The sequence below is a fragment of the Mycobacterium sp. genome, assembly GCF_049278535.1.
Classification (GTDB): Bacteria; Actinomycetota; Actinomycetes; order Mycobacteriales; family Mycobacteriaceae; genus Mycobacterium.
In genome coordinates this window covers 1-11,547 of the sequence record NZ_JBAPMI010000097.1, presented here as the reverse complement: position 1 = coordinate 11,547, position 11,547 = coordinate 1, and the positions used below count along the sequence as shown (strand labels likewise).

General features: G+C 64.9%; 13 protein-coding genes and 1 tRNA gene. 5 read left to right on the top strand and 9 right to left on the bottom strand.

Annotated features, from left to right (window positions below; translation table 11 throughout):
* Positions 1-987, bottom strand: a 987-nt coding sequence (locus WAO18_RS06520) for an acetyl-CoA C-acetyltransferase (protein ID WP_422204860.1), incomplete at its 3' end; no start/stop codon positions are given.
* A gap of 138 nt (positions 988-1,125) precedes the next feature.
* On the opposite strand from WAO18_RS06520, the gene WAO18_RS06515 reads away from it, so the two are divergent.
* Positions 1,126-2,334: a pyridoxal phosphate-dependent aminotransferase gene (locus WAO18_RS06515; protein ID WP_422204858.1), complete on the top strand. Its 1,209-nt coding sequence runs from the start codon at positions 1,126-1,128 to the stop codon at positions 2,332-2,334.
* On the opposite strand, the gene WAO18_RS06510 is transcribed toward WAO18_RS06515, so the two are convergent.
* On the bottom strand, positions 2,300-2,755 hold the full coding sequence (locus tag WAO18_RS06510) for an SRPBCC family protein (RefSeq protein ID WP_422204856.1): 456 nt from the start codon (positions 2,753-2,755) through the stop codon (positions 2,300-2,302). The two genes, WAO18_RS06515 and WAO18_RS06510, sit on opposite strands and share 35 nt — an antisense overlap.
* A gap of 125 nt (positions 2,756-2,880) precedes the next feature.
* Between WAO18_RS06510 and WAO18_RS06505 the strand changes: the two genes are divergently transcribed.
* Positions 2,881-4,314: a WS/DGAT/MGAT family O-acyltransferase gene (locus WAO18_RS06505; protein ID WP_422204854.1), complete on the top strand. Its 1,434-nt coding sequence runs from the start codon at positions 2,881-2,883 to the stop codon at positions 4,312-4,314.
* A gap of 16 nt (positions 4,315-4,330) precedes the next feature.
* Here WAO18_RS06505 and WAO18_RS06500 read toward each other — a convergent pair.
* The 3 genes from WAO18_RS06500 to WAO18_RS06490 form a co-directional block, all read right to left on the bottom strand.
* Positions 4,331-4,404 (bottom strand) — tRNA-Cys (locus tag WAO18_RS06500).
* Positions 4,405-4,465: 61 nt separating this feature from the next.
* Positions 4,466-4,921, bottom strand: coding sequence for an SRPBCC family protein (locus WAO18_RS06495; RefSeq protein ID WP_422204852.1), 456 nt, complete (start codon positions 4,919-4,921; stop codon positions 4,466-4,468).
* Positions 4,922-4,961: 40 nt separating this feature from the next.
* Positions 4,962-6,041, bottom strand: a complete 1,080-nt coding sequence (locus WAO18_RS06490) for a CaiB/BaiF CoA transferase family protein (RefSeq protein WP_422204850.1) — start codon at positions 6,039-6,041, stop codon at positions 4,962-4,964.
* A 178-nt stretch (positions 6,042-6,219) separates the two neighbouring features.
* On the opposite strand from WAO18_RS06490, the gene WAO18_RS06485 reads away from it, so the two are divergent.
* Both WAO18_RS06485 and WAO18_RS06480 read left to right on the top strand, forming a co-directional pair.
* Positions 6,220-6,900 (top strand): Abi-alpha family protein, encoded by a 681-nt coding sequence (locus WAO18_RS06485; RefSeq protein WP_422204848.1) that lies wholly within the window; start codon positions 6,220-6,222, stop codon positions 6,898-6,900.
* Positions 6,864-8,162, top strand: a complete 1,299-nt coding sequence (locus tag WAO18_RS06480; RefSeq protein WP_422204846.1) for a DUF445 domain-containing protein — start codon at positions 6,864-6,866, stop codon at positions 8,160-8,162. Before WAO18_RS06485 ends, WAO18_RS06480 begins: the two co-directional genes overlap by 37 nt.
* On the opposite strand, the gene WAO18_RS06475 is transcribed toward WAO18_RS06480, so the two are convergent.
* The gene (locus WAO18_RS06475; RefSeq protein ID WP_422204844.1) at positions 8,163-8,609 is read right to left on the bottom strand and encodes an SRPBCC family protein; all 447 of its coding nucleotides are present in this window, start codon (positions 8,607-8,609) and stop codon (positions 8,163-8,165) included.
* Positions 8,610-8,677: 68 nt separating this feature from the next.
* Between WAO18_RS06475 and WAO18_RS06470 the strand changes: the two genes are divergently transcribed.
* Positions 8,678-10,372 (top strand): alpha-keto acid decarboxylase family protein, encoded by a 1,695-nt coding sequence (locus tag WAO18_RS06470; RefSeq protein ID WP_422204843.1) that lies wholly within the window; start codon positions 8,678-8,680, stop codon positions 10,370-10,372.
* A 1-nt stretch (position 10,373) separates the two neighbouring features.
* On the opposite strand, the gene WAO18_RS06465 is transcribed toward WAO18_RS06470, so the two are convergent.
* The 3 genes from WAO18_RS06465 to WAO18_RS06455 form a co-directional block, all read right to left on the bottom strand.
* Positions 10,374-10,553, bottom strand: a complete 180-nt coding sequence (locus tag WAO18_RS06465; protein ID WP_422204864.1) for a (2Fe-2S)-binding protein — start codon at positions 10,551-10,553, stop codon at positions 10,374-10,376.
* 12 nt (positions 10,554-10,565) lie between these two features.
* A complete protein-coding gene (locus tag WAO18_RS06460; protein WP_422204862.1) occupies positions 10,566-11,186 on the bottom strand; it encodes a fatty-acid--CoA ligase in 621 nt (206 codons plus the stop codon).
* A 5-nt stretch (positions 11,187-11,191) separates the two neighbouring features.
* Positions 11,192-11,547, bottom strand: a 356-nt coding sequence (locus WAO18_RS06455) for an AMP-binding enzyme (protein ID WP_422204841.1), incomplete at its 5' end; no start/stop codon positions are given.

Here is an 11,547-nt window from a genome sequence, read left to right as displayed (position 1 = left end):
GGCCTCATTGAGCTCGAACAGGTCGATGTCGTCGACCGTCAGGCCGGCGCGGTACAGCACCTTCTGAGTGGCCGGGGTCGGGCCGGTGAGCATGATGACCGGGTCCGAGCCGCTGGTGGCGGTGGCCACGATGCGCGCCCGCGGGGTCAGACCCTGCGACTTGCCGGCTGCCTCGGAGCCGACGAGCACCAGCGCGGCGCCGTCGACGATGCCGGAGCTGTTACCGCCGGTGTGAACGTGGTTGATCTTCTCGACAGCGTGGTACTTGGTCAGGGCGACGTCGTCGAAGCCGCCCATCTCGCCGATTCCGTCGAACGCGGCCTTCAGCTTGCCCAGGCCTTCCAGCGTGGAGTCGGGCCGCATGTGCTCGTCGTGGTCGAGGATGGTCAGGCCGTTCTGGTCCAGAACCGGCACAACCGACTTCGCGAAGTAGCCGCCCGACCACGCATCGGCGGCCTTCTGCTGACTTCGCAGCGCGTAGGCGTCCACGTCCTCGCGGGAGAAGCCCTCGATGGTCGCGATCAGGTCGGCGCCGACGCCCTGGGGCACGAAGCCGAGCTGGTAGTTGGTCTCGGGGTCGGTCGCCCAGGCGCCGCCGTCGGAGCCCATCGGGACCCGGCTCATCGACTCCACACCACCGGCCAGCACCAGGTCGTCCCAGCCGGAGCGGACCTTCTGCGCGGCGGTGTTGACGGCCTCCAGGCCGGAGGCGCAGAACCGGTTGAGCTGCACGCCACCAGTGGTCTCGGGCAGCCCGGCGGCCAGCACCGCGGTCCGGGCGATGTCGGCGCCCTGGTCGCCGACCGGCGACACCACGCCGAGGATCATGTCGCTGATCAGGGTCTCGTCCAGGTCGGGGAACCGCCGGCGCAGCTCTTCAACCAGGCCGACGACCAGGTTCAGCGGCTTGACCTCGTTCAGTGAGCCGTGGCGTTGCTTGCCGCGCGGCGTGCGGATGGCCTCGTAGATGAAGGCTTCTTCGGACATGACTGATTCCTCTTCAACAATGTGGGTTTTTCGATCCGTCGTTGGCGACGCTAGTCCTCTGTCAGCCACCCTAACAGGGCGGCCGATCAACCTGTTGGTTGGGAGCGCTCTAGCAGCGGTGACCTAGGCTCGACAGCCATGACGGTGTCGCGACTGCAGCCCTATGCGACCACGGTGTTCGCCGAGATGTCGGCGCTGGCCACACGGGTCGGCGCGGTGAACCTCGGTCAGGGTTTTCCCGACGAGGACGGTCCGCCGGCGATGTTGAAGGCCGCCCAGGACGCCATCGCCGAGGGCATCAACCAGTACCCGCCCGGAATCGGGATTCCCGCGCTGCGCGAAGCGGTGGCGGCTCAGCGGAAGCGGAAGTACGGCGTCGACTACGACCCGGCGACCGAGGTGCTGGTGACCGTCGGGGCCACCGAGGCGATCGCGTCGGCAGTGCTCGGTCTGGTGGAGCCCGGCAGCGAGGTCATCTTGATCCAGCCGTTCTACGACTCCTATTCCCCGGTGGTGGCCATGGCCGGCGCCCAGCGGGTCATCGCGCCGCTGGTACCGGACGGCAGTGGGTTTGCGCTCGACATCGACGCGCTGCGGCGCGCGGTGAGCCCCCGCACCCGGGCGCTGATGCTCAACTCCCCGCACAATCCGACCGGCACCGTGCTCGGCCAGACCGAGCTCGCGGCAATCGCGGACATCGCGGTGTCAGCCGATCTACTGGTCATCACCGACGAGGTCTATGAGCACCTGGTGTTCGACGGCCATCGACACATTCCGTTAGCGGGTCTGGACGGGATGGCCGAGCGCACCATCACGATCTCGAGCGCGGCGAAGATGTTCAACTGCACCGGGTGGAAGATCGGATGGGCTTGCGGCCCTGCGGAACTCATTCACGGCGTGCGGGCAGCAAAGCAGTATCTGAGTTACGTCGGGGGTGCGCCGTTTCAGCCGGCGGTGGCCGATGCCCTCAACACCGAGGACGCCTGGGTGGCGGCCTTGCGAAACTCGTTGCAGGACAGACGTGATCGGCTGGCTCGCGGGCTGACCGAGATCGGCTTCGAAGTACATGACAGCGCAGGAACCTACTTCTTGTGCGCCGACCCACGGCCGCTGGGATACGACGACAGCACCGCGTTCTGCGCTGCACTACCCGAACAGGTCGGCGTCGCCGCGATCCCGATGACCGCATTCTGCGACCCGGCCACCCAGGATTGGGCCGCCTGGAATCATCTGGTGCGCTTCACTTTCTGTAAGCGCGACGACACACTCGACGAAGCGATCCGGCGACTCGGGCGGCTGCGGGACGGACCGGCTACACCGACTGGTTCGAGGCAAGAACAGCCATGACTTTTCGTCGCAGTCCTTCGGTCGCGGCGTAGAGGACCTTTTTGCGTGCACGATTGACCAGGAACTCGGGTATCGGCGCCGAGGGCTCGAGGGTGATCTCGAATCGGACCCGTGTCGTGTCCTCGGTTTCACGCTGCATCGTGTACTCCACGTGCTGCGCGTGTTGCTGCAAAGTCTTGTGGGCATCCCACACTACCCAGTCCGGACCCCAGTGATATTCGAGCACCTCGGTGTCCACGATGCCCGAGACCCGGACGGTGACCTTCACATGATGGGGGCGGCCGTCTGGATAGCAATCGATGACTTGGGCCCGCTTGTGCACCGAGGACCACGATGGCACCGAGCAGACATCGGCCAGCGCCTCCAGGATCACCTCCGGAGGAGCGTCGATGACAACCTCTCGCGATGCTTGTACGGCCACTACTAGCAAACTAGCAACGCAACCGCATTCGCGGACCGAGTTGCGCAGCTACGGGCCGCCGAAACGTTCGCCGCGCGTCGGCGAGAAGCCTAGTGTTGAGAACCAGTCTGGTTGAAAGGGCGTCTGTGCGGCAGCTGAGTTGGACCGACGACATGATGCTGCGCGCCGAAACGCCAGAGACGCCGTTGCAAATCCAGATGCTGTTGATCTACGACCCGTCGACCGCCCCCGGCGGGAGGGTGACTTTCAAGGGAATTCTCGAGGAGCTCGATGCGCGGCTGCATCTCGCGGATGTCTTTCGGAGGCGGTTGACCGAGCTGCCCGGCGGTCTCGACCGACCGTACTGGGTGGACGATCCGAGCTTCGATCTCGAGTACCACGTCCGTCACATCGGGCTGCCCCAGCCTGGTGACTGGCGGCAGCTGTGCATCCAGGTCGCGCGGCTGCACGCCCGGCAGATCGACCTGCGGCGGCCGCCGTGGGAGATCACCGTCATCGAGGGGCTGAATGCCGTTCCGGGCGTGCCGAAGGGCTCGTTTGCGATGGCGTTGAAATTGCATCACTGCGCGGTCGACGGCATGGCGAGCGTGCAGATGATCGCGGCAATGCACGACCTCGCCTCAGACAGCCCACGCCCCGCTTTGCCCGATGATCCTTGGCAACCCGATCCCCTTCCGACGACCGCAAACTTGCTGTCACGCATGGCAATAAAGGCGGCCCTGTATCCCGTGCGGGCCAGCAGGGTCGTGGTCTCGAGCGCCCCCAAGGCCGTACGCGGCTTAGCCGGTCTGCCCGCCAAACTGGTCAGCAGTGTGTCCCGGATGGCCGAGTTCGGCACGCCGTCGTTTCCGCCCAAGACGCGTTTCAACCAAACGGTCTCAGCGCACCGGGTTTTCGAAGCCCGGTTCCACGACCTCGACGATTTCAAGCGGATCAAGGCGCACGTGCCCGGCTCGACGGTGAACGATGTGGCGCTCGCCTATGTCGGCGGCGCCCTTCGCCACTATCTGGATGGGCACGGGGAACTTCCCGATGAGTCGCTTGTTGCGGCATGCCCGATCTCGCTGCGCGACGCGAACGCCGGGGCGGGCGGCGGGAACATGCTGTTCGGCCGGTTGCAATCGCTAGGTACAGACATCGCCGATCCACTCGAGCGGCTCTCCGCGATCGCCGCGTCGACCGCGGGGAGCCGGTCGGAGTCGGATCAGTCGACCCGGAGCCAGCTGATCGAACTGATTGGAACGGTGCCGACCGCACTGCTCGGAGTGACCGCCAAAGCAGCGAGCGTGCTTCCGTTCTCCGGCCCGACCGTCGCCAACACGACCGTCACCAACGTGCCGGGTCCGACCCAGCCGATCTACTTCTGCGGCGCGCGACTGTTACGCGCCGCAGGTCTTGGACCACTCATCGGTGGCATGAACCTGATCCATGTCGTGGCGAGTTACAACGGCACGCTGGCGATCAGCGCGACCGCGGATCGCGACGCGCTGCCGGACCCGGCGAGGTATGCCGAGTGCATGGAGCACGCCTTTGCCGAACTGCTCTCGATCGCGGGCTGACCCGGTCGAGATCGCTTGGAGCGAGTGACGGGATTTGAACCCGTGTATACGGCTTTGCAGGCCGCTGCCTAGCCGCTCAGCCACACCCGCATGAGGCAATACCGTGCCAGCACAGACCGGTATCGGGCCAGCGTTTTGCTCGGCGCGATCGCTACTTCGGTTGTTCAGAGCCGAAGACGGCCATCACCTGATCGCGCAGTCCCTTGGTCGCGGCGTCCAGCACGATCTCGCTGGCCCGCCTGACGACGAAGGCGGGAACCGGTCCCGACGGCTCGACGGTGATGTCGAAGCGCACCCGGGTCTTGTCCACGCCGACCGGTTGCAGGTTGTATTCGACGTGTTGCCCGCGCTGCTGAAAGGTATCGCTGGCGTCCCAGACCACCCAGTTAGGGCCCCAGTGGTATTCCAGGATCTCGTTGTCGATGAGCCCGAAAATCTTGATGGTGGCTTTGACATGGTGCGGCTTACCGTCGGAGTACCAGTCGAGCACCTGAATCCGCTTGTGCACCGGCGACCACGACGACAGTGACCCGACATCGGCCAACGCCTCCAGGATCACCCCCGGCGGTGCGTCGATGACGATCTCTCTCGATGCTTGTACGGCCACTGATAACCAAGCTAGCAATGCATCGCGCTAATAGCTCTTATTACCAGCCGATTTCGTCGAGCGGTGTGGTTGCCTGCGGTATCGGGCCGACCGGCGCCGGCGGTGTGCGGGAGAACCGTGGCGCAGGCGCTGCCTGATCGACACCACCTGCGTTGACCACCGTCGCGCGCGCGGTCAGGTGCGGATCGGTGGCGGCTTCGCTCCACGTCAACACCGGCGTGACGCACGCGTCGGTCCCGTCGAAGATCTCCACCCACTGGTCGCGGGTCTTGCTGGCGAACCGCTGGGTGAATGCCTCGAACATCGTTGGATACGAACCGATTTCGAACTGGCTGGGCACTTCGCCAGCAGCGAAGCCCAGTCCGGCGAGCAGCGCCGCGAAGAACTGCGGCTCGATCGCACCGACGGCCATGTATTTGCCGTCGGCGGTCTCATAGCAGCGATAGAACGGTGCACCGCCGTCAAGCAGAAACGACTCACGCTCGTCGCGCAGCGCACCCGTTGACTTCATCGTCCACATCATCTGTGCCAGCACACTGACCCCGTCGACCATTGCGGCGTCGACGACCTGGCCGGTCCCCGATCGCTCCCGCTCATAGAGGGCAGCGACGATGCCCAGCAACACGAACATCGAGCCGCCGCCGAAGTCGGCGACCAGGTTCAGCGGCGGCATCGGTGGCCGGTCGCGGTAACCCAGCGCGGACAGGGCGCCGGTCGCCGACAGGTAGTTGATGTCGTGGCCCGCTGTACTGGCCCGCGGCCCGTCCTGCCCCCAACCGGTGATCCGCGCGAAGATCAGCCGCGGATTCACCGCCGCGCACTCCTGTGGGCCGATGCCGAGTCGCTCGCAGGTGCCCGGCCGGAAGCAGTCCAGCAACACATCGGCCTTGGCGACCAGATCCAGCAACAGCTGTGGGTCGGTTTTGACGTCCAGGTCCACGATCCGCTTGCCCCGGTGCAGCAGGTCAAGGTTCTCGGCGGGCATCGTCAAACCGCCGGGACGGCGAACCCGTACCACGTCGGCCCCGAGGTCCGCCAGCATCATCGCCGCATGCGGGCCAGGCCCGATGCCGCCCAGTTCGATCACTCGTACCCCGCCCAGGGGCCCGGTAACGGTCACCGGCGAAACGCTACCGGGCGCGCCTTCGAGTCGTTACCGAATCTGTCTCAGCCACATATGTTTTAGTATCGAAACCAACCGCTGCTGCCGCACGGAGAAAGTCTCCGACCGTTCTTCGGCAAAGCTGAGATGGTCTCAATCGCCGTCATCGTGCACGCCAATTCGTTATGTTCAGCCCATGACGTCCCGCTTCGATCCCCGGGGGCTGGTCGACCTCGCGGAGCAAACGGTGCGCACCTACATCAAGGCAGCGAGTTGGAGCGAACGGCAAATCTTCGGCCTGATCCGGTCCGGGATGAAAATCAGCGATCCGCCCGCGACGGCAGAGATACCGGCCGCACCCCCTGCGCAGGTCGAAATCCCCGAGAGCCTGGACACCAAGATGCGCGGCCTGCTCGACCGCGCGATCGAGCAGAGCTCGAAGTCGAGCCGCCAAGAGCTGTTCCACAAAATCCTCGACCAAATGGTGCCCGACGAGGCACGGATAGTCAGCGCTCTCTCGGACGGGTCCGCGTCCCCGCTACTCAACGTGTATGCCCGGACCCGCGCGGGGCTGGTGGGCGAGGTCGTCCTGGAGAACATGTCGCTGATCGGTAAGAGCGCCAACCTGGCGCTTCCCCATCTGACGCCGATGTACGTCAGCCACCTGCTGGCGCTGGGACTGGTCGAATCCGGACCCGAGGACACCTCGATGAAGGACGAGTACGAGATCCTCGCCGCCGACACGGCCGTGCTCCAAGCCATCAAGGACGCCAGCCGCGGCCCGATCCCGGCTCCCGTAGAGCGATACACCCTGCGTCTGTCCGGACTTGGCCTTGAATTGTGGGCAGCGACGAACAACTCTCGGGACCGGGAGTGACATCCTCGGTCGTCGCCTGGGGCCAGTCCTTTAGCGAGATCATCGCCGATGCCAAGCTCAACTGGTTCATCTACCTGTCGATGCCATTGATCGCGGCCTTCGTCGGTTACACCACGAAGCTGGTTGCGCTGCAGATGCTCTACCGGCCGATCGAATTCATCGGCGTCGGGCCGATCGGCTGGCAGGGGGTAGTGCCGCGCCGCGCCGGCAAGACCGCGGCCCTCACCATCCAGATGCTCACCGACAAGCTGCTCAAGCCCGAGGAGATCCTGGACAAGATCGACGCGAAGCAGGCGGTGGAAGAGCTGCGCGAGCCGCTCACCCGGACGATCGACGAGATGGCCCGCGATCTCGCCGAACAGTTACGCCCGGGACTGTGGGATTCGCTCCCGGCCGCGGGCCGTAACGCGGTGCTGTCCCGCGTGCACGCCGCCGCACCCGAAGTTGTCGACAACATATTCCGGGCGATAAAGGCCGACCTGCCGCGATTCGTCGATCTGCAATACCTCGCCGTCACCACCCTGGTCAAAAACAAGGCCCAGCTCAACGAACTGATGCAGGGCATGGGGGGAGCGGCGATGAAATTCATCCGCCGCAGCGGCATTTACTTCGGCTTTGCGATCGGCCTCGTGCAGATGGTCAGCTGGGGGTTGCTGCACAACCCTTGGATCATGCCGGGTTTCGGCTTTGTCACCGGTTTCGCCAGTGACTGGCTGGCGCTGAACCTGATCTTCATCCCCCGCGAGCCGAAAAAGCTGCTGGGCTTCATCCCCGTCCAGGGTGTGCTGCACGCGCAGCGCGAGCAAGTCACCCGCGATTACGCCCGCCTGCTGGCCAACGACCTGTTCTCGGCCGACGTGCTGCTCGAGGCGATCCTGAACGGTCCCACCTCCGAACGGCTCTTCGCGGCCGTCGAAAAAGAAGTCTCCGCCGCGTTCGACGCGCAAACCGGGGTCGCCCGGCCGGTGATCACCCTCGCGATCGGCACCCAGCGCTACCGCGAGGCGAAAGACGCCGTCGTGCGCATGGTCGTCGAGCGGCTACCGGACACCATGCAAGAGGCCAAGGACTACACCGCCAAGACCCTTGATATCGAGAACCTCATCGTCGAGAAGATGAACAAGCTGACGCCCGACCAATACGAAGCGATCCTCCGGCCGGTTTTCAAGGACGACGAGATGCTGATGGTCATGGTCGGCGCCGTGCTCGGCTTTTTTGTCGGCGAGTTGCAAGTGGTTCTCGTCGAGCACCTTTCCCGTTGACTATCGGTTTCCCTTTTTCACTTTCAGCACCCGGTCGCGTAAGCCTTTGGTGCCGTTGTCGATCGTTCCCTTGACGGCGCGCTTCAGCACGAAGCCGGGCAGCGGAACGACGGGATCCACGCTGATCTTGAAGGTGACCTTCGTCTTGTCGCCGTCGGGCGTCAACGTGTACGAAGCATCCTGGGATCGCTGCTGACCGGAGCTGATCAACGTCCAACTGACCACGTTGTCGCCCCACGTGTAGGCAACCACCTGTTCGTCGGTGATCCCGGCCGCCTTCACCTTCATTTTCACCTTGACGGGCCGGCCGTTTTTGTCTCGGTCGAGGATTTCCACGCTTTGATGCGGCTCTGACCATTCGGTGAGCGAGTCAAGATCGCCGATGACGTCGAGGATCTCCTCCGGAGCTGCCTCGATGACGATTTCGCGGGTTTCGTTGATTGCCATGACCGGACGATAGCGAGGCCGCGCCACGCGGAGGGCGGTTTCGACCGCAGACGCGTAGCGTCGACGTCGTGACTGCTGCTGCCCCGGATGCTTCGGGCCTGCCCTACACCGTCGGTGACTATCTGCTGGACCGCCTCGCGGAACTCGGCGTCACCGAAGTGTTCGGCGTGCCCGGCGACTACAACCTGGAGTTCCTCGATCACATCGTCGCCCATCCGCGCCTGCGGTGGGTCGGCAACGCCAACGAGCTCAACGCCGGATATGCCGCGGACGGCTACGGTCGACTACGCGGAATGTCGGCTGTGGTAACCACATTCGGTGTCGGTGAGCTTTCGGCGGCCAACGCGGTAGCGGGCAGCTACGCCGAGCATGTGCCGGTAGTGCACATCGTCGGCGGCCCATCGAAAGACGCGCAGGGCACGCGCCGGGCGTTGCATCATTCGTTGGGCGACGGCGACTTTGAGCACTTTCTGCGGGTGAGCCGGGAAATCACCTGTGCGCAAGCCAATCTCATGCCGGCGACGGCGACCAGGGAGATCGATCGGGTGCTCTGCGAGGTGCGTGAGCAACGGCGGCCCGGATATCTGTTGTTGCCGACCGACGTGGCGCGCTTCGAGACCGAGCCGCCGACCGCGCCGCTGCCACACTACACCGGCGGCACCAGTCCGCGGGCCCTTGCGTTATTCGTCGATGCCGCAACAAAACTCATCGCGGACCAACAGCTGACCGTGCTGGCCGATCTGCTGGTTCACCGGTTGAATGCCGTCGAGAAGCTCGAGGCGCTGCTGGCCGCCGACGTCGTGCCGCACGCCACGCTGATGTGGGGCAAGAGCCTGGTCGACGAGAGCGCGCCGGAATTCCTGGGTATCTACGCCGGCGCCGCCAGCGCCGAACCAGTCCGCCGGGCAATCGAAGAGGCGCCCGTCCTCGTCACAGCGGGGGTGGTGTTCACCGACATGGTCAGCGGCTTTTTCAGCCAGCGGATCGACCCGGTGCGGACCATCGATGTCGGGGTACAGCAGAGCACGGTCGGCAACGACGTATTCGCGCCGCTGGAGATGGGCGCGGCGCTGGACGCACTCACCTCGATTCTCACCGGGCGCGGCGTCGCGTCGCCTCCGGTGGTGCGCACGTCTGACGATGCACCGGCCGACAAGCCCGGTCGCGATGAGCCGTTGAACCAAAAGGTGTTGTGGGACAGGTTCTGCGACGCCCTGACCCCCGGCAATATCGTGCTCGCCGATCAGGGCACCTCGTTCTACGGCATGGCCACCCACCGACTTCCACACGGAGTGACCTTTATCGGCCAACCCCTGTGGGGCTCAATCGGATACACGTTGCCGGCCACCCTCGGCGCGGGCTTGGCCGAACGGGATCGCCGACCGGTGCTGCTGATCGGCGACGGGGCAGCGCAGCTGACCGTCCAAGAACTGGGTGCCTTTTCACGCGAGGGCCTGTCGCCGGTCGTCGTGGTGGTGAACAACGACGGCTACACCATCGAGCGGATGATCCACGGAGAAACCGCGCCCTACAACGACATTGTCCGTTGGAGTTGGGCCGACATTCCCACCGCGCTCGGGGTGACCAACCACCTGATATTCCGAGCCGAAAACTACGGCGAACTCGACGACGCGTTCGTGGCCGCCGCAAGTCACCAAGACCGGATGGTGCTGATCGAAGCAGTGGTGCCACGCCTCGACATCCCCGACCTGTTGACCGAATTGGTCGCGCCCACGTCTGCGGATGGCAGCCCGCGCCGGTAATTCAGGTGCTGCCGTGGTTTGGGTTCGGCGTGCCGAGCAAATTCCGCAGGGTGCGACGGCAGCGCCCGCATTCGGCCCCCGCGCCGCAGACCGCCGCGATCTGATTGGTCGTCGACGCTCCGTCGGCGATGGCATCGGCCACCGCCTGGCTGGTAATCCCGTTACACAGGCAGACGAACACCAAGCGGCCCGCCTACTCCTCGATCCGCATCATGTCGGAGAACTTGCCGACGAATACCGGCGGATACGCGCCCACCCCGGCTCCGTCTATCCACGGGGCCGCGGCGTCGGGATGGTCGATCCAGCGCCGGGCGCGGGCCTCGTCGTCAAGCTCCTGCAGGATCATCACTTCATGGCTGTCATCGAACGCCTGGAACAGCCGGGTTTCCCGGATGCCCGCCATCTCGAATCTCGGTAGTGCGCCACGGATCTCATGAGTCAGCGAGGGTACGTCGTCGACCGCCGAGATCGCCGCGACCACGACGCCGGGCGCCGAGCGCGCCGACGGGTCGATGGACCCGAACCGTTCGACGATCTCGCCGGCGAACACGGCCGGGATGTCGTCGACGCCGACCGCGTCGAACCAATCGAAGAACACCCGTGATCGCAGGAGTTCCACAATCGGCTCTCGGCTGCGCACGCCGATCGTGACCAGGACACGACCGTAGTCATGCGTCGAGGTGTACAGCAGCACGTGGTGTGCGCCGATACCGGCGAGCGCCGATCTCCGCCGTTTGAGCAACGGCCACACTTGCTCCGGATCGGGCACACGGTAGTCCGACGCGATCACCAGCGAATGCGAATGCGGGTCCACTGAGGTCACCGGAGTTGGTCCTTCATCACCTTCCCAGTGGCGTTCAGCGGCAACCCGTCGAGGAATTCGACGTACCGAGGCGCCTTGAATCCGGCCATCCGCTCACGGCACCACGCCATCAAATCCTCTTCGGACACGGTGCCTTTGCCATGTTGCATCGGTACCACAAAGGCCTTCCCTACCTGACCGAGCCGCTCGTCCGGTACGCCGATCACGGCCACCTGAGCGACCGCCGGGTGCTCCAGCATGAAGCCCTCGATCTCGGCCGGGTACGCATTGAACCCGCCAACGATGAACATGTCCTTTTTACGCCCGTCGATCTTCAACCGGCCGGACTTGTCGAAATTGCCCAAATCTCCGG

Coding starts and splice junctions, on each gene's coding strand:
- WAO18_RS06515 (WP_422204858.1), top strand. CDS start 1,126: ATGACGGTGTCGCGACTGCAGCCCTATGCGACCACGGTGTTCGCCGAG.
- WAO18_RS06485 (WP_422204848.1), top strand. CDS start 6,220: ATGACGTCCCGCTTCGATCCCCGGGGGCTGGTCGACCTCGCGGAGCAA.
- WAO18_RS06475 (WP_422204844.1), bottom strand. CDS start 8,609: ATGGCAATCAACGAAACCCGCGAAATCGTCATCGAGGCAGCTCCGGAG.